Source organism: Acinetobacter sp. BIGb0196 (genome assembly GCF_011759595.1).
Classification (GTDB): domain Bacteria; phylum Pseudomonadota; class Gammaproteobacteria; order Pseudomonadales; family Moraxellaceae; genus Acinetobacter; species Acinetobacter guillouiae.
The window spans coordinates 596,223-613,736 of sequence record NZ_JAAOZA010000002.1 but is presented as its reverse complement, the minus strand read 5'-3'; the positions used below and the strand labels follow the sequence as shown (position 1 = coordinate 613,736).

At 39.5% G+C, this 17,514-nt stretch carries 17 protein-coding genes and 4 tRNA genes; 8 read left to right on the top strand and 13 right to left on the bottom strand.

The genetic code is table 11. The features are described 5' to 3' along the window. Positions 1–25: 25 nt before the first annotated feature. The 7 genes from rimP to tpiA form a co-directional block, all read right to left on the bottom strand. Positions 26–550, bottom strand: coding sequence for a ribosome maturation factor RimP (gene rimP, locus FHR28_RS15635; RefSeq protein ID WP_004818614.1), 525 nt, complete (start codon positions 548–550; stop codon positions 26–28). A 202-nt stretch (positions 551–752) separates the two neighbouring features. Continuing rightward, positions 753–829 (bottom strand) — tRNA-Met (locus tag FHR28_RS15630). Between the two features lie 100 nt (positions 830–929). Then, positions 930–1,006 (bottom strand) — tRNA-Met (locus tag FHR28_RS15625). Positions 1,007–1,082: 76 nt separating this feature from the next. Then, positions 1,083–1,159 (bottom strand) — tRNA-Met (locus tag FHR28_RS15620). 44 nt (positions 1,160–1,203) lie between these two features. Then, a tRNA-Leu gene (locus FHR28_RS15615) sits at positions 1,204–1,288 on the bottom strand. A 53-nt stretch (positions 1,289–1,341) separates the two neighbouring features. After that, entirely contained in the window at positions 1,342–1,683 is a 342-nt protein-coding gene (gene secG, locus FHR28_RS15610; RefSeq protein WP_004818613.1) for a preprotein translocase subunit SecG, read from the bottom strand. Positions 1,684–1,692: 9 nt separating this feature from the next. After that, positions 1,693–2,487, bottom strand: coding sequence for a triose-phosphate isomerase (gene tpiA, locus FHR28_RS15605; protein ID WP_004818611.1), 795 nt, complete (start codon positions 2,485–2,487; stop codon positions 1,693–1,695). Positions 2,488–2,764: 277 nt separating this feature from the next. Between tpiA and pilB the strand changes: the two genes are divergently transcribed. Genes pilB through coaE form a run of 4 tightly spaced genes read left to right on the top strand, consistent with a single transcriptional unit; the run spans position 2,765 to position 7,247 of the window. After that, positions 2,765–4,477, top strand: a complete 1,713-nt coding sequence (gene pilB / locus FHR28_RS15600) for a type IV-A pilus assembly ATPase PilB (protein ID WP_035370827.1) — start codon at positions 2,765–2,767, stop codon at positions 4,475–4,477. Positions 4,478–4,504: 27 nt separating this feature from the next. Next, complete coding sequence (locus tag FHR28_RS15595; protein ID WP_004818607.1) at positions 4,505–5,737, top strand: type II secretion system F family protein; 1,233 nt, start codon at positions 4,505–4,507, stop codon at positions 5,735–5,737. Between the two features lie 2 nt (positions 5,738–5,739). Next, a complete protein-coding gene (locus tag FHR28_RS15590; protein WP_171527395.1) occupies positions 5,740–6,621 on the top strand; it encodes a prepilin peptidase in 882 nt (293 codons plus the stop codon). A gap of 26 nt (positions 6,622–6,647) precedes the next feature. Continuing rightward, the gene (coaE, locus tag FHR28_RS15585; RefSeq protein WP_004818602.1) at positions 6,648–7,247 is read left to right on the top strand and encodes a dephospho-CoA kinase; all 600 of its coding nucleotides are present in this window, start codon (positions 6,648–6,650) and stop codon (positions 7,245–7,247) included. Between the two features lie 68 nt (positions 7,248–7,315). On the opposite strand, the gene FHR28_RS15580 is transcribed toward coaE, so the two are convergent. The 3 genes from FHR28_RS15580 to FHR28_RS15570 all read right to left on the bottom strand — a co-directional run bounded on the left by FHR28_RS15580 (position 7,316) and on the right by FHR28_RS15570 (position 9,505). Then, entirely contained in the window at positions 7,316–8,227 is a 912-nt protein-coding gene (locus FHR28_RS15580) for a DMT family transporter (RefSeq protein WP_166783028.1), read from the bottom strand. Positions 8,228–8,265: 38 nt separating this feature from the next. Next, positions 8,266–9,021, bottom strand: a complete 756-nt coding sequence (gene rlmB, locus FHR28_RS15575; RefSeq protein WP_004718355.1) for a 23S rRNA (guanosine(2251)-2'-O)-methyltransferase RlmB — start codon at positions 9,019–9,021, stop codon at positions 8,266–8,268. Positions 9,022–9,181: 160 nt separating this feature from the next. Then, a complete protein-coding gene (locus tag FHR28_RS15570) occupies positions 9,182–9,505 on the bottom strand; it encodes a pyrimidine/purine nucleoside phosphorylase (RefSeq protein WP_004718357.1) in 324 nt (107 codons plus the stop codon). Positions 9,506–10,035: 530 nt separating this feature from the next. On the opposite strand from FHR28_RS15570, the gene recN reads away from it, so the two are divergent. The 4 genes from recN (at position 10,036) to FHR28_RS15550 (ending at position 13,735) form a co-directional block, all read left to right on the top strand. Continuing rightward, on the top strand, positions 10,036–11,697 hold the full coding sequence (gene recN, locus FHR28_RS15565; protein WP_034613600.1) for a DNA repair protein RecN: 1,662 nt from the start codon (positions 10,036–10,038) through the stop codon (positions 11,695–11,697). 319 nt (positions 11,698–12,016) lie between these two features. Further along, positions 12,017–12,571 (top strand): YqgE/AlgH family protein, encoded by a 555-nt coding sequence (locus FHR28_RS15560; RefSeq protein ID WP_004718361.1) that lies wholly within the window; start codon positions 12,017–12,019, stop codon positions 12,569–12,571. Further along, complete coding sequence (gene ruvX / locus FHR28_RS15555) at positions 12,564–13,007, top strand: Holliday junction resolvase RuvX (protein ID WP_166783027.1); 444 nt, start codon at positions 12,564–12,566, stop codon at positions 13,005–13,007. Before FHR28_RS15560 ends, ruvX begins: the two co-directional genes overlap by 8 nt. A gap of 14 nt (positions 13,008–13,021) precedes the next feature. Further along, on the top strand, positions 13,022–13,735 hold the full coding sequence (locus FHR28_RS15550; RefSeq protein ID WP_105714631.1) for an SDR family NAD(P)-dependent oxidoreductase: 714 nt from the start codon (positions 13,022–13,024) through the stop codon (positions 13,733–13,735). Positions 13,736–13,789: 54 nt separating this feature from the next. On the opposite strand, the gene FHR28_RS15545 is transcribed toward FHR28_RS15550, so the two are convergent. Genes FHR28_RS15545 through FHR28_RS15535 form a run of 3 tightly spaced genes read right to left on the bottom strand, consistent with a single transcriptional unit; the run spans position 13,790 to position 17,145 of the window. Further along, entirely contained in the window at positions 13,790–14,800 is a 1,011-nt protein-coding gene (locus FHR28_RS15545) for an HlyD family secretion protein (protein ID WP_166783026.1), read from the bottom strand. Between the two features lie 51 nt (positions 14,801–14,851). Next, complete coding sequence (locus FHR28_RS15540; protein ID WP_004718368.1) at positions 14,852–15,058, bottom strand: DUF1656 domain-containing protein; 207 nt, start codon at positions 15,056–15,058, stop codon at positions 14,852–14,854. Positions 15,059–15,060: 2 nt separating this feature from the next. Beyond that, entirely contained in the window at positions 15,061–17,145 is a 2,085-nt protein-coding gene (locus tag FHR28_RS15535; RefSeq protein WP_166783025.1) for an FUSC family protein, read from the bottom strand. Between the last annotated feature and the right edge of the window lie 369 nt (positions 17,146–17,514).

Here is a 17,514-nt window from a genome sequence, read left to right as displayed (position 1 = left end):
ATTTATTCAGATTTCTATTTCTGGATTAATCCTGAAAGATCAAATTCGCTTTGTCTATATTGTTGCTATCGATCTCAAGTACTTGCTGGTTTTCAACTTCGACTTGAATGAATTCATTTTCTAAATCTACAGCAATTAATTTTGCTTGGAATTTACGGCGATTTTCAACTGCAGCAATCAAACGCAATGCAACTTGTTGTCCGATGTATTTTTCTAACTGTGCCAACTGGAAGAATGGTCGATCCCAACCTGGAGATGATACTTCTAAAGCATATTCACCTGAAATTGGATCATGTACATCTAATATTGCACCGACTTGCTGAGTCACACGTACACAATCTTGTACGCCAATACCACGACCCAATTCTGCTTCACCATCTTCATTAATTGTTGGTTCAGCATTTTCCACAACGTCTTTGTCGATATAAATACGCAATAAAGAACGCTTACCTTGAGGAATAAATTCGATTCCCCAAAGTTCTACATCACAAGCTTGCACTGCAGGAGTGATTAGGTCTTGAAGTGCTTGAGTTTTATTTGATAGCTTCATTTACTCTCGTCATATTTGTGCGATTCAATCGCTCATCGGACTAATTCAAACTTACTATAGTGAAGCATGTCTTTTTGACCAATTGATGTCCACACTACACGATAGCCAATAAAAAAGGGCGTAATCGCCCCTATTATCGCACAGTAAACCGAAGTTCACTATGCAAAAAAGACCCACCTATCTGTGAGCCCTTTTAGAAACTTGGTAGCGGGAGCTGGATTTGAACCAACGACCTTCGGGTTATGAGCCCGACGAGCTACCAGACTGCTCCATCCCGCATCAGCGTTGCAAAATTATACACAAGAAATTTATTTTTTTCAATCTATCATTAACCGATACATTGTATTTCTTGCTTGATTAAGTTGCACCTTAATCAAAATGGTAGCGGGAGCTGGATTTGAACCAACGACCTTCGGGTTATGAGCCCGACGAGCTACCAGACTGCTCCATCCCGCAACAACACTGCAAATTCACACATCAGCTAAATTTTTCAACTTAGATGATCTTTAATTAAGTTGCATCTTAATTAAATTGGTAGCGGGAGCTGGATTTGAACCAACGACCTTCGGGTTATGAGCCCGACGAGCTACCAGACTGCTCCATCCCGCATCAATGTTTTTTCAGCTGCTAACACCAACAATCTGGTTCATTGTTGGTGCGGAAGGGGGGACTTGAACCCCCACGCCCGAAAGCACTACCACCTCAAGGTAGCGTGTCTACCAATTCCACCACCACCGCAGCTGTGACGCATTCTAGTCGCATCATTCAGAAAAAGAAAGAACTAAATGGCATTATTCGCCAGTTTTTGGTGCAGTTGGTGAAGTTTCACTCGTATTGGCTGGTGCAGCTGGTGCCGTTTGAGAGCTGGTCTGTACAGATTTTAAACCATACGCATCCGAAGTTTGTTTTTTAGCAAACACCGCCAAACTTAAACTGGTGATAAAAAACAAAGCCGTGAGAATCGCAGTTAAACGAGTTAAAAAACTTGCAGAACCTGAAGCACCAAATACTGTTGCAGCACCACCGCCACCAAATGATGCACCTGCATCTGCACCCTTACCATGTTGAACGAGGATAAGCCCGATCATCAAAACGGCCAAGATGATATGTACAACCAGCACAAATGTATGCATGCTGAACTCCTATTCTTCTGTTTTAGCAAATGCTTGAGCAATTTTATAAAATGACTCAGCATTAAGTGATGCACCACCAACCAGCGCACCGTTGATATCTGGACAAGCAGCTAACTCTACTGCATTTTCAGGTTTGACACTACCGCCATACAAAATCGCTGTATGTTGAGCTTGGGCCGTAATTTGAGTTAAACCTTCGCGAATTTTTGCATGCATTGCCTGAGCATCTTGTGGAGAAGCTGTCTTGCCTGTTCCTATCGCCCAAATCGGTTCATAGGCAATCACAATATTGTGCCATTGCTCTGCTTTTACAACCGCTGCGAGATCGCAAATTTGTTGTAAGACCACCTGCTCTGCCTGCCCTGCTTCACGTTGTTCTAAGCTTTCACCTACACAATAAATCACTTGAAGCCCAGCATTTAAAGCATTTGATAATTTCGCTTTAATTTTTGCAACATCATCGCCAAAAATTTCTCGACGTTCTGAGTGCCCAATCAACACATAATCAATCTGGCTGTCTTTGAGTAGTTCAGCACTCACTTCGCCGGTATAAGCGCCTGTGCCTGCCATTTGAGAAAGATCTTGTGCGACAACTTTGACTGGAGAATGTGCATCTTTAAGTAATTTTTGCACAGACAGTAATGCAATAGAAATAGGCGCAACACCAATATGACATTGTTGTTCTGTAATCGGTGATTGTTGTAAATACTGATTTAAATCTTGAATGAGCTGTTGCGAATTCGCTTGCATTGGGTTCATTTTCCAATTGCCGACAACCCAAGGAGTAATAGTCGAACCCGACATACATCTAACCTTTTATCGAAAATGTGCACATTCTACACGGAATTTATATTTTTAAAGTATTTTTTCTTTATCAATTCAGTCATCTCATTTAAAGTCATGTTTTAATAACAACGCAAGAAACATAAATCATTTCAAAGATAATGCCAAAAAGCCTGATTGGCTCAAGTTATTTTCAAATATGTTTCTATAAAAAATACGTTTAATTCTAGATATTTCTAAGGATCATCGTATAATTTTCGTATTCCAATTATAAAATGAAATTTAATGTGTTTTGGGGATGTCTATGCAAAATGGTTCACCTAAGTTTTCGGGGTATATCCGTCGCTTAGTCGACGAAGGTTTTTTATCTGCCCAGCAAATGAAAGATGCGCTCAGTAACGCTCAAAAAAATAAAGTGAGTATTGTTGCTTATCTCAGTGAAAAGCTAAATATAACGCCACTGATCATTGCTGAAATGATCTCCCAAGAATTTGGAGAGCCCATTTTTGATTTGGACAGCTTTAATCCTGAAATGCTGCCCAAGGAGCTTATTGATCCAAATTTAGTTAGCAAACATAAAGTGATTCCATTGGTGCAACGCGGCAATATTTTATATGTCGCCACCAGTGATCCGACCAATATAGAAGCGCTGGATGCCATTCGTTTTAACTGCGGTTTGAATATTGAACCGATCATTGTTGAACATCATAAATTAGAAAAATATTTAGAAAAGCACTTTACTGTAGAGGAAAGCTTTAATTTTGGTGATGAAGATTTTGATGTTGATATCATTGCCACTGATGACAACCCTCCATCAGAAGATGACGACGAAGCATCTGAAGAAGAAGCACCTATTGTTAAATATATTAATAAACTCTTGGTTGATGCAATTCGTATGGGTGCATCAGATTTACACTTTGAACCTTATGAAAAAAGTTATCGTGTGCGTTATCGTGTAGATGGGGTACTAAGAACCATTACCAATCCCCCCTTACAATTGGCAAGTCGTTTGGCATCCCGCTTAAAAGTGATGTCTAGAATGGATATTTCTGAAAAGCGTGTTCCACAAGATGGTCGTATTAAGTTAAAACTCTCAAAAACCAAAGCCATTGATTTTCGTGTGAACTCATTACCGACATTATTTGGCGAAAAATTGGTACTGCGTATTCTTGATCCTTCCAGTGCCATGTTGGGTATTGATGCATTGGGTTATGAAGAAAAGCAAAAAGCACTATTTATGGAAGCCTTAGAAAAACCTCAAGGCATGTTACTGATTACAGGACCCACAGGTTCAGGTAAAACCGTTTCTCTCTATACGGGCTTAAATATCCTCAATACAGAAAGTTCAAATATCTCCACCGCTGAAGATCCAGTTGAAATTAACTTGGAAGGGATTAATCAAGTCAATGTTAATCTTAAAGCAGGCCTTAGCTTTTCAGTCGCACTGAAATCATTCCTGCGTCAAGATCCTGACATTATCATGGTCGGTGAGATTCGAGACCTTGAAACGGCTGAAATTGCAATTAAAGCTGCTCAAACGGGTCATATGGTGATGTCTACCCTACATACCAACAGCGCACCTGAAACATTAACCCGTTTACGTAATATGGGTGTGCCTTCATTTAACATTGCCACCTCAGTCAATCTTGTGATTGCACAACGATTGGCAAGACGTTTATGTAATCATTGTAAAGCACCTGTTGAAATCCCTAGACAGAGTCTGTTAGAAATGGGCTTTACTGAACAAGATTTAAGCAACCCCGATTTACAAATTTTTCAACCTGTGGGCTGTAGTGAATGCCGTGAAGGCTATAAAGGTCGAGTCGGGATCTATGAAGTGATGAAAGTAACACCTGAAATTTCAAAAATTATCATGGAAGATGGCAATGCACTTCAAATTGCAGCGGCGTCTGAAAAATTGGGGTTTGATAATCTAAGACGTTCAGGTTTAATTAAGGTCATCAATGGCTTAACTTCTCTACAAGAAATTAACCGTGTGACCAGCGAATAAATATAATCAATATTCAAGGAAATTATGATGGCAGCTAAAAAAGCTCAAATGATGCCTACATTTGCTTATGACGGGGTTGATCGTAAAGGGATCAAAATCAAAGGCGAACTACCTGCTCGCAATATGGCGCTTGCCAAAGTTACCTTACGAAAACAAGGCATCACCATTAAAACCATTCGAGAAAAAAAGAAAAATATTTTTGAAGGTTTAATGAAAAAAGGCATTTCCACTTTAGATATCACCATTTTCACACGTCAACTCGCCACAATGATGAAAGCGGGTGTGCCATTGGTACAAAGCTTTGAAATCGTTGCAGAAGGCTTAGAAAATCCCTCTATGCGCGAAATTGTACTGGGGATTAAAGGCGAGGTCGAAGGGGGAAATACCTTTGCTGGGGCATTAAGAAAATATCCACGTTATTTTGACAACTTGTTTTGCTCCTTGGTCGAATCTGGCGAACAATCTGGTGCCTTAGAAACCATGCTTGACCGTGTGGCAATCTATAAAGAAAAAAGTGAATTACTCAAGCAAAAAATTAAAAAAGCCATGAAATATCCAATTTCAGTGGTTGTGGTTGCTATTATTGTTACCATTATTTTAATGGTGAAAGTAGTGCCTGTATTTCAGGATTTATTTAGTTCCTTTGGTGCAGACTTACCCGCCTTTACTCAGCTGGTCGTGAATATGTCCAATTGGATGCAAAAATATTGGTTTATTCTAATCTTATTTATTGGTGTTGTAATTACTGTTTTTTTAGAAGCAAAAAAGCGCAGTAAAAAATTCCAAAATTTTTTAGATCGCACCGCACTTAGGCTGCCTATTTTTGGCGATCTGGTCTATAAAGCCATCATTGCACGGTATAGCCGTACACTTGCCACAACTTTTGCCGCAGGGGTCCCTTTAATTGAAGCTTTAGAGTCAACAGCAGGTGCGACCAATAATGTGGTTTATGAACAAGCTGTAATGAAAATCCGAGAAGATGTTGCCACTGGACAACAACTTAATTTTGCTATGCGTGTCACCAATAAATTTCCTTCTATGGCCATTCAAATGGTGGCGATTGGAGAGGAATCTGGTGCATTGGATGCGATGTTAGATAAAGTTGCAACGCATTTTGAAAATGAAGTCGACAATGCTGTAGATGGCTTAACCTCAATGATGGAACCATTAATTATGGCTGTATTAGGTATACTTGTGGGTGGTCTAGTGATTGCGATGTATCTGCCTATTTTCCAAATGGGTTCTGTGGTTGGCGGATAATGATGAATATGCTCCATGATTTTTTAAATTTTCTGATTCAATCACCAATCGCACTCTATCTGACTGTTGGTGTTTTAGGGCTATGTGTTGGTAGCTTTTTAAACGTGGTGATTTATCGCACCCCCAAGATGATGGAAAAAGAATGGCGACAGGAATGGCATGCAGAATGCCAACTACTGGCAGGCTCACAACAGATTGTGATTGATGAAGAAAAGCTCAGTCTCAGTCAACCAGCCTCTACCTGTCCCAAATGCAAAATTCCAATTCGTTGGTATCAAAATATCCCCATTATCAGTTGGTTGGCTTTAAGAGGTAAATGCGCTTCGTGTCAAAACCCGATTAGTATTCGTTATCCATTGGTTGAGCTTTTAACTGCGGTGTGTTCATTAATAGTTGTTGCTGTTTATGGCCCTACATTACAAATGGTATTTGGTGTATTACTGACATGGGTGCTGATCACGCTTACTTTTATTGATTTTGACACTCAGTTACTGCCAGACCGTTTTACCTTAACCTTGGCTGCAATAGGTTTAGGCATTAACTCCTATCATCTTTATACAACAGCAAGTGCTGCAATTTGGGGTTATATTATTGGCTTCCTGTGTCTTTGGATTGTCTACTATCTATTTAAAATAGTGACAGGCAAAGAAGGCATGGGCTATGGTGACTTTAAGCTGCTTGCTGCACTTGGTGCTTGGATGGGGCCATTGATGTTACCGTTAATTATCCTACTGTCTTCTGTAGTGGGTGCGATCATTGGTATTATTTTACTTAAGATTCGTAAAGAAAATGTCCCTTTTGCCTTTGGTCCTTATATTGCAATTGCAGGATGGATTGCATTTTTATGGGGTGAGCAAATTATGAAAGTATATTTGGGTCAATAATTTCAACACAGTATTAGGAATACGCAATGACGTTTATCTTGGGTTTAACAGGTGGAATTGGTAGCGGTAAATCCGCAGCAAGTCAGTGGTTTGAAACCCAAGGGATTACAGTTGTTGATGCAGATATTGTTGCAAGAGAAATTGTTGAAAAAGGACAACCAGCACTTCAACAAATTAAAGCGGTTTTTGGGGATTGGGTATTATTAAACACTGGGGAGCTTGATCGTCGTGCATTGAGAGAACATATTTTTAAAGACCCACAGGCACGACAACAACTTGAATCAATTACCCATCCTGCAATTCGCGCTGAGATTATTCAACAATTACAAGCAGCAACCAGTCCTTATGTGATTTTGGTTTCACCGCTACTGTTTGAAACCAACCAACATGAACTCACCCAGCGCACGCTATTGATTGATGCCAGTGAAGACATGCAAATCTTACGTGCTTCACAACGAGATGGCCAATCCATCGAACAAATTCAAAAAATTATTGCAGCCCAAATGCCACGTAACAAAAAGCAAAAATTAGCAGATGATATTGTGCTCAATGATGGGCATATTGATCATCTATATGCAAAATTAGAGTCTTTACATCAACAGTATCTAAAACAGGCACAGCAGTAAATTGTGTGCCTCATCACATTAAAATAGGTTTCTATCAATCAGTTTTGTATCCATTTAACCTGTTTGATCTATTTCTTCTCGTCCAACTGCTTTTGCAAACTGTCTTTATGTGTAAACCAACGCCAAGGCTGTAAAGCACCAATGCCCATACCAATCAAACCGCACATCATTGCAAGGCTTATCGGTTCATTTAACAAGGGTACGGCGATAATTGCGGCAATAAAGGGCGCAAGTGTGACGATACTGCCTGTTTTAAAAGCACCTAATCGTTTAATTGCTTCGACATAAGCCAAAGTCGCAATGATCACCACAAAAATACCGTGAAAAAGCGTTTGCATGACCAAATGTGGTGTGGACACTTGATCTAAGTGTTTAGGTAAAAACAACAAATAAATTGGGACATAAACGATCGCCGACCAAATCGCAACACCTGCCATGGCGTGCCATGCGGATAGTTGCCATTGACGCAGTAATACAGTAAAAGTCCCCCACCAAATTGCACTGATAACAAAGAGTAAATCACCAATGCCAAAAGCAACGCCTGTTTCGCTATACATCAAAAAACTCATCACTGAAATCGCAGAGAGCATGATGATTAAACTGATCCATATATGTTTATCAAATGGTTGGCGATAAAGTAAGAGACCAGCTAAAGCTGTACACAATGGAATACAACCATTTAAAAAAATGGCAGCATGTGCCGCAGGGACAAAGTGAAATGCAGTATATGATGTCAAACAATAGGCAACACCGCCAATCATCGCCAAAATAAAGGGTTGTTTGTTAAATAGAAAAGCCGTGTCTTTTTTATAGATTAAAATCGGCATCAGAATACAAAATGCCAAAGAAAAGCGTAATGCGGTGATATCCCATGGACTGATATGCCAAATTGCATTCAGTCTTGAGGTAATCGTAAAACCTCCCCAAATACACATTGTAATGGCGACATACATGTAGCCTTGGGTACGGGAGGTCATCATGTTGCTTCTCTAATCTTACCGATATAACTTAAATTAAATCATTCACTTTGTTGACGTTGACGGCATGCTTCATATAACGCCATACCTGTCGCCACACTCACATTTAAACTTTGTAAGTTTCCAGCCATTGGGATAAATACGGTTTGATCGCATTGTGATTGGGTGATTGGACGCAATCCAGTATCCTCCGCACCCATCACCACACATACCGGTGTTCCTGTAAAATCAAACTTCTGAATAGGCAACGCCTTTTCATCAAGCATAGTGCCGACCACACGAACATTATAATTTTCTTTGATTTGTCCAAGCGTACGCGCCAAATTGGTGACTTGAATAAACTTCACCTTTTCAGCACCGCCTGCTGCAACTTTACGGGCAGTCGGGGTTAGTGTTGCTGCACGGTCTCGCGGAACAATCACCGCCTCTACACCCATAGCTGCCGCTGTACGGATACATGCGCCCAGATTATGCGGATCAGTGATATGGTCTAAAGCCAACAATAAAGGTTGCTGGCTTGACTCTAGAAGCTGATCTAAATCTTTTTCATTTAATACAGGATGTGGGCGAACAGCTGCGACCACGCCTTGGTGAAAAGGTTGACCTGCCAACTTTTCCAAGCTGTCACGACTTGCTTTTTGGACACTGATTCCAAAAGGCTCTGCAAGCTGGAGAATGCGCTGTAAACGCTGATCATCACGACCTTTTAAGGTAAATAAGGTTAAAACACGTTCAGGTTCTAACTCCAATAATGACTCCACTGAATGAACGCCATAATAATATTCGGACTTCGCCATGAACAACCTCATTAACAACATGATGATAGAAATGAAAAATCCTGCAAAGCCAACTTTACAGGATTCTATTTGATGCTTTAGTTTAACCGATTTCGCTTAAAAATTCTTTGCCTAATTTAAAAACGATAGGATAGATATGCTTTAAGCAAAGCTTTTTTCATTAGCCTTCTAAATGGCAAACGTAGTCTAAAACATCATCCGTTTCAATTTTAAAACGACTATTACCAGGCACATAGAATGACTGACCTGCGCGGAACAACTCACTTTCTTCACTGTCTGCGATTTTAACGCGACATTCACCAGAAATAATTTCCATGCGTTCAGGCACATGTGTTTCAAATGTTAAAGCTTCTTCTGTTGGAAGAATGACCCCTAAAGTCTTTTTGGTTCCGTCTTCAAACTGCACAGTGTGGCTAATACATAAACCGCCAAAATATACATTAGATTTTTTAACTACTGATACATGATCATACTGAGCTGACATGCGTATTCTCCAGATAATGCGCATTTATAAAAATTATGTTCGATGTAGTTTAATGTTGCTCCGCAAACTAATCAATCTATGTTTTTAAGCTTAAGCTATTTCTATTTTTAGTCTGTTTTATCAGTTCGCTTAGATCAAAGCTTAAGCTTCTCTAACAATAAAGACCCAAAACCACAATACTTGTCACCAAGCATGCCCACCCAATGCACGATCAAATCATTCCCTACTTAGACTGAAGAAATGTCTTGTTTCAATATTGGCCGATAAAAGATGCAGATCAATAGATTCAAATGTCTATTGCATAAAATCAGTCATAAAAAATCTAGATACCTGCTTCATTTTTTATTTAATTCAATAAGATTTATCTATTTTGATGTTTTTACTGGCAACTTAAGCAAAGGAAATTACATTTTCACATTAAAATTATTTAGAATGCTTAAAATTACTTCGTATTAGAATACGTTCTGACTTGTGACCACAACAAAACTTCACTATCTTAGAACTTCACCGTTCGCAGCTTGGATGCGTTTATGCTGACACACTTAAATCTGATCAATTTTGCTTTAGCCGATAACCTTGCTATTGATATCGAACAAGGGTTCAACGTGCTTACAGGTGAAACAGGTGCGGGTAAATCATTATTATTAGATGCGTTGTCAGCCTGTTTAGGAGAGCGTACCGATACCAATTATGTGCGTTATGGCGCTGAAAAAGCAGATATTACCGCCGTTTTTAGCTATCAAGCACAGAGCCCGGAAGCCAATTGGCTCAACACTCATGAATTAGATGATGAATCTGGTGAAATTCATTTAAGACGGGTGATCTTTGCAACAGGACGCAGCAAAGCATGGATCAATGGTCGTCCCAGCAGCCTCGCTGAATTAAAAGAACTTGGCCGCCTTTTGGTGCAACTATACAGCCAACATAGCCAACAACAACTGCTTGAACCGCCCTACCCGAAGCATTGGTTAGATCGGTATAGTAATTTTTATCAGCCAGCCCAAGATGTGCGTGATGCGTACAGCACTTGGCAAAAAAATATTCGTACACACCAAGCAGCGATTGATGCACAAGCTAATCGCCTGCAACGTATTGACACTTTAAAATTACAACTTGAAGAACTCGAAGATGTCATTCGTATTGATTATAAAGAAATCGAACAAGAATTTGATCGTTTAAGTCACCATGAACACATCATGCAAGACTGTGGCTATAGCTTAAATGTTCTTGATGAATCTGAACAAAATATTACTCAAGAAATTTCTTCAATTATTCGACGTTTAGAATCGCATGCTGGACGAAGTGAACTGCTGTCTGAAATTTACAATTCATTGATCAACGCACAAAGTGAAATTGATGACGCAACGGCAAATTTACGTCAGTTTATAGACCGTCAAAGTTTTGATCCTGAACGTATGGATGAGTTAAATACACAACTCGAAGTCTTTCATCGCTTGGCACGTAAATACCGTATTCAACCCGATGAACTCAAACAACAATATGAAACATGGCAAAATGAATTAGAGCAACTACATCAACTTGAAGATCCTGAAACCCTCGCTGAGCAAGTTGAACAATCTCATCAAGTGTTTGTCGAGAAAGCACAACATTTAGATCAGATTCGTCGTAATGCCGCTGAACCTTTAGCCAAGCAACTGACTGAGCAAGTCAAACAACTGGCGCTACCAGAAGCGCATTTTGAATTTAAATTTGAACCATTGGAACAGGCTTCTGCGGAAGGTTTAAGCTTTATTCAATTACTCTTTACTGCCAATAAAGGGATTCCACCTCAACCGCTGGCACGTGTTGCTTCTGGTGGTGAACTGTCACGTATTGCATTGGTCATGCAAGTGATGAATGCCGAAAAAACCGAAGCAGAAGTTTTAGTGTTTGATGAGATTGATGTCGGAATCAGTGGTGGTACCGCTGAAATTGTCGGACGTTTATTGGCAGGCTTGGGGCAACACGTTCAAATTTTATGTATTACTCACCAAGCTCAGGTTGCGGCCCAGTCCGATCAACACCTATTGGTGAAAAAGCTGCAAACAGATCCTGCAAGTAGTACCATCGTTGCACTAGAAGAAGAGCAACTTATTTTAGAATTGGCTCGTATGACAGGTGGTATTGAAATTGGTGAAACCACCTTGCAACATGCAAAACAATTAAGACAATTGAAATTTCAGCCGTCTTAATACCTCAATCTAGTGTATAAAAAATAATACCCATATAAAAAACCAGTCAGCACGCGACTGGTTTTTTATTCCTATTTTGGAATAGAAGCACTTTCATATATTCACTCGCCCTATTGTCTTCGCTTTTATAAAGATGCACATTTTTATTTGGACACCATTTTGTTTATATTTTAAACATATTGATGAAAAACTTAGGCTGTTTTTGCAGGCTTTTAAAATATTCACAACCTATTGATATTAATTGTGCTATTTATATAGATATAGATTTTATTTAAACAATTAAAAATATTTAAGCGGATTGAAAAGGAGTTGCATATCGGTGCCAAAACAATATCTTTCTCATCGCTGCTTGATTGCACCACCTGATCTTGCTGATGATTTCTTTGCCAATACGGTAATCTATCTTGCCCGTCATGATGAAGATGGTGCGCAAGGTATTATTATCAATCGACCTTCAGGTATTCAAGTCAAAGAACTTCTGAATGACTTAGAAATTGAAGCAGATAATGTGCATCCGCATGAAGTCTTACAAGGTGGTCCATTGCGCCCTGAAGCGGGTTTTGTGATTCATACAGGACAACCAACCTGGCACTCTTCGATTGCCGTGGGTGAAAATCTGTGTATTACCACCAGCAAAGATATTTTAGATGCGATTGCACACAATGAAGGTGTTGGTCGTTATCAAATTGCATTGGGCTATGCCAGCTGGACTAAAAATCAACTTGAAGATGAAATTACCCGTGGCGATTGGTTGATTTGTGATTCGGATATGGATTTGGTGTTTAATTTGCCTTATACCGACCGTTGGGATGCTGCTTATCGTAAAATAGGGATTGATCGTACTTGGTTATCTTCTGAGATTGGACATGCCTGATTTTAATTCCCCACAACTGATTATTGCATTTGATTTTGGTACACAAAAAACGGGAATGGCTGTAGGCTCCTCCATGATTGAAAGTGCAACACCGCTTGCACTTTTCCCAATGAAAGATGGTATCCCCAATTGGGATGAACTGCTTAAGATCATCAAACAGCATCAACCGAATTTATTTCTGGTTGGCTTACCGTTAAATATGGATGATTCCGAGTCAGAATTATCCACACGCGCACGCAAATTTGCACGACGTTTACGTCATCAAACCAATATTGAAACCCTAATGGTCGATGAGCGCTTAACCACACGTGAAGCACGAGATGAACTCGATCATTATCACGCGCAAGGGCGAGCAAAGAAATTAGCAGCGGATAGTATTGCAGCTGCTTTATTTATTGAAAGTTGGTATCGAAACCCAGAAGGAATTAACCCTTAAACTGAGCATTAAAAATGTCAAAAACCTATGTCATCTATGGTGTAAGCAAAGGCTTGGGGCAAGCTATTTTACACGCAGTACCTCAAACACAAGATCTGGTTTTTGGTATTTCACGTTCTCAACCACAGTGTGACCATCCTCATTTCAAATGGATCTCTGCTGATTTATCAAAACCTGAACATGCTCGGGATTTAGTTAAAAATCAAATTCAAAACCAGCCTATAGATTATCTGATTTACAATGTCGGGATCTGGGAAACAAAAGCCTTCCAAGCAGATTATGACTTTGAACAATGCACTGACATTGAAATATCAAATTTAATTCATACCAATATTCAGTCCTGTATTTTGGCAATTCAATCCTTGATTGAGAATCTTAGACTGTCTCCAAATGCAAAAATTATCTTGATTGGTTCAACCTGGGGACTAGATAATCATAACGGCAAAGAAGTGGTGTTTTCAGCCAGCAAATTCGCCCTCAGAGGCATTGTCCATTCGCTCCGAGAAAGTTTACGCAAAGACCAGATTGGGGTGAGTATATTAAATTTAGGCTACTTGGCCACTGAGTTTGATCTAAATACATCTATAGAAGATGTTTTACAACAGAGTGGCCATGAGTTAATTCCCTTACAGGATGTTATTCTTGCCATCAAGTTTATCTTATCCACCAGTCAAGCCAGCTGTGTTAAAGAAATTAATATGCCCGCTATGGCAGACTTAAATCTATAAAAAAAACCCATTTTTCAATGGGCTTTAAGATCAAAGTTTAATGATGGATACTGGTTATTTTTTTGCTTTTTCCAAAATATGTACTGTCACGGTACGCCCTGCAACAAAGGCCAATGAATCATGGGGAACTTCATCTAAAATAATTTTCACAGGTACCCGTTGGGCCAAGCGCACCCAGCTGAATGTTGGATTCACATTGGCCAATAAACCCGATGAAGTTGTTCGTTCGCGGTCTTCAATCCCAGACGCAATCCCTTGAACATGGCCTTTATATTTCAAAGAATCCCCCATGAGCTGTACTGTTGCTGGATCACCTAGATGTATTTTATTGAGTTTGGTTTCTTCAAAATATCCCACAACATAGAGCTGTTTACGATCAAGTAAAGCGGCAACAGCTTGCCCAACTTTGACATAATTCCCTGCGCGCAAATCAAAATTTGATAATGTTCCATCTGCAGGTGCAATCACTTCTGAACGTTGCATATTCAATTGCGCCAAATGCACACTACTGGTTGCTGCCTCAATCAAGGCTTTTTGTTGTTTGATATTGGCTTCTGCTTGTTGTACCGTAGCTTGCAATTGCTGATGCTCTGCATGAGACTGATCTCGTGTAGCAAACATCTGATCTTGTTCTTGTTTAGAGATCGCACCATTCATCAGGTCTGCATATCGACGTGCATTTTTATCTGCAAGATTGATATTGGCTTTTGACTTGACAATATTGGCTTTTGCCTCAGCAAGCCCCGCTTCTGCTTCAGCCAGTCCTGACTGGGCTTTTGCAAGATCTGATTTTGCTTGTTCCACGTCTAAAGTTTGGCGTGCTAAATCAATTTTAAAAAGCACCTGCCCTTTTTTCACTGTTTGGTTATCTTGAACCATCACCTCTGTGACTAAGCCAGCAATATCAGAAGACACTTGAATAACATCGCCACGGACACGCCCATCACGTGTCCAAGGTTCTGCATTATAGTAATTCCAGATATGCAGCGCACAAAATATCGCAATAATCACCACGATACCCAATGATATCGGCCGGATTGCCTTACGTATATCAAACGTATTCATTTCAATTTTCCAATCATTAAACTTAAAAGTAAATCAGCTCTATTGCAGCGGCTAAGTCGTCACCTGAATAAATACCCAATGAATCGACCACAATAAAATCAAATAGATACAGATGTTAAAAATCCCAGGCAATGCAATCCATTCTTTTTCAACCAAGCGATCTGTACCAATACACACCACTTTCCAGATGATGAATGCCAGAATTGCTTGAATTAAAAATATTGGGACATAAACACCATAAATGTTGAGCTCACCCATATTTATGCTCCCACTAGAACAGTTGAAGGTTGCGCATCAACCAGATGAATATGACAAATACTATTGCGAATATTATTCACAGAAATTTCTATACGCTGTCGGATATCTTGATCACCTACCGCTTGCGCATCTTGCAAGACTTGATCAAATTGCTGAATCAATGCCTGTCGTAAATTATCATCAGGCTGAGTTATTGCTTTTTCGCTTAACCACTGGTTAAGTAGGCCTTGTAATTTAACAATTGCACTGGTCGTCGTAGATTCAGGCGACAATTTTTGGGCCAACTCCTGCAAACGAGTTAAATCAATTGCGGCACTCGACTCAATCAAAGCATTGTTAATTTCGATTTTGAGCTGTTCTGACTGAATCAATTTGGTATTTAACACGCCAATACGATCAAGCATACTGCGTAAATGAATTCTAAAGCCCGTTCCATAAGACATCGCAATACTTTCCCGCATGGCTTTATAGTGTAAAGCCAACATCCGTTTTACTGTCATTTCAGGGGACATTGAACGTACCATTTGCATAATACAAACCGTGATAATCGGCCCAATCACGGTTGCAATCGAAGCATCAAAAAAGGTGATCTGATCCATCAAATAACGGTTTTGCAGATTTAACCCCATAATCGTACTCATAATCAGCGGTAAGCCCAGTGCATGCAAAGGCGGATGTAAATACAACATCACACAGAACATAATAAAGGGGGCTAATACAACGGCTAACTCCCAAAATGCGGTGATATGCGGAAAAATCCCATATGCATAAATAAAAACCAAAATAGCGGCATAAATACTGGAGCGGATAAATATTTTTAGCGCAGGTACAGGGTCATCTAAAAAGGTCAAAATACATGCTGTAATTGCGGCCATTTCTGCCACCATAAAGCCCATTTTCCAGCCACTTAAAATCCAAAATGCACAGGCAATGTTGGTGGTTAAAAATGCCGATATCCCGCCACGTACCGCAACGCCATAATCACGATGTAAACTGGGATAGGTTGTGGTTAAAGGTACAATGGATTCAGGTAAGCTATGATTACCTTGCTGCATGCATTGCCAAATAAACTTCACTGCACGAACATTTTGAATAAAATGGCGAATATCCATTTTTAGACTGCCCAAAATCACCTGCTGTTTAGCAGTTGCATGTTCAGTGATGGTTTGAAATTCTTGGTCAAAATGTTCAGGTAAGTGCTTAAGCTCATCTTCAAGAATGGCATTTTCACCTTCTAAAAAATCATCAATCTTTTGATGAAACTCAAGCAGATACGGACGATAAGTTAAATCAATTTGATCCAGTTGCTTGATCCGTTCTGACATTGCGACCAAGTTAGCCACTAACATCGTCACTTGATGTAGCAACTCTTGGAGTGGTTTGGTCATGCCCTTAAATTTTGAAGTTTCATAACTTAAATGCACAGCCATACTATGAATATCTGTTGTATCACGCGTGATATTGGTCAATAGCTGAGTATAATTATCTGTATGTGCCGGATCAGACAAAATTGAGTCAAAAGCCTGTTTGGTGTCTTGCATGGTTTTAGTGACACGGAGTTCGACCACAGGCCCAATATGCATAGGAAATATAGTGGCAGAGACCACAGCACTACACACAACACCCAACGAGATTTCTAAGAATCGACCCACAGCCATGTCGAAAATCGAAACTGTCTCGATATAATAAATTGAGTTAAAACAAATAATCACCGCGGTATAACCCGCTAACATCACCACATAACTGCGTGGTGATCGGTCGATTAAAGACAGATATAGACAGATCCCCACCCAAGTTGCCAGTACAAAGGTAAATAACCAAGGGGTATTAACCAAATGAGGCATCACTGCAATAGCAAAAATTGCTCCGATCAAGGTTCCTAAAATTCGATAGATACTTTTTGATGCCATCATGCCCGAATAAGGATTGGCAATCACAAAGACTGTACCGATCGCCCAAATCGGGTAGCTCAGGTTGAGTTCAAATGCAATATAAAGTGCCAGCATTCCTGCAATGAAAGTTTTGCTCGCAAAAATCCAATCGAGTTTATTGGGTCTAAAAGCCAATAAGGGTTTGATCAGTAACATGCAAGCAACTCACTATAAATTCAATTTCATTGATTTTCTCTGTCATCTCTAGCGCTCTAAGATCTAGGAAGCTGATATTCACCACTTTTATAAGGGCTTGTTGTACACATCACATTTTCTTTTCTTATAGACCAAAAAACCGCACCGCTTAGTCAAATAAACAGTGTGGTTTTAAAAAAAGATGTAAATAGAAGAACAAATTTAGGCATTTGCTCAAATACAACGATTGAGTAGAGAAGGACTCAATTTATGATAAAAATTTATACTTCTAGAAAAGTATAAATTCACCATTGGATATTCATATCAGCAATAATCTCAAAAAAAACATAAATAATCAATAAAAATATCTCATTTTGATAATACAACTAA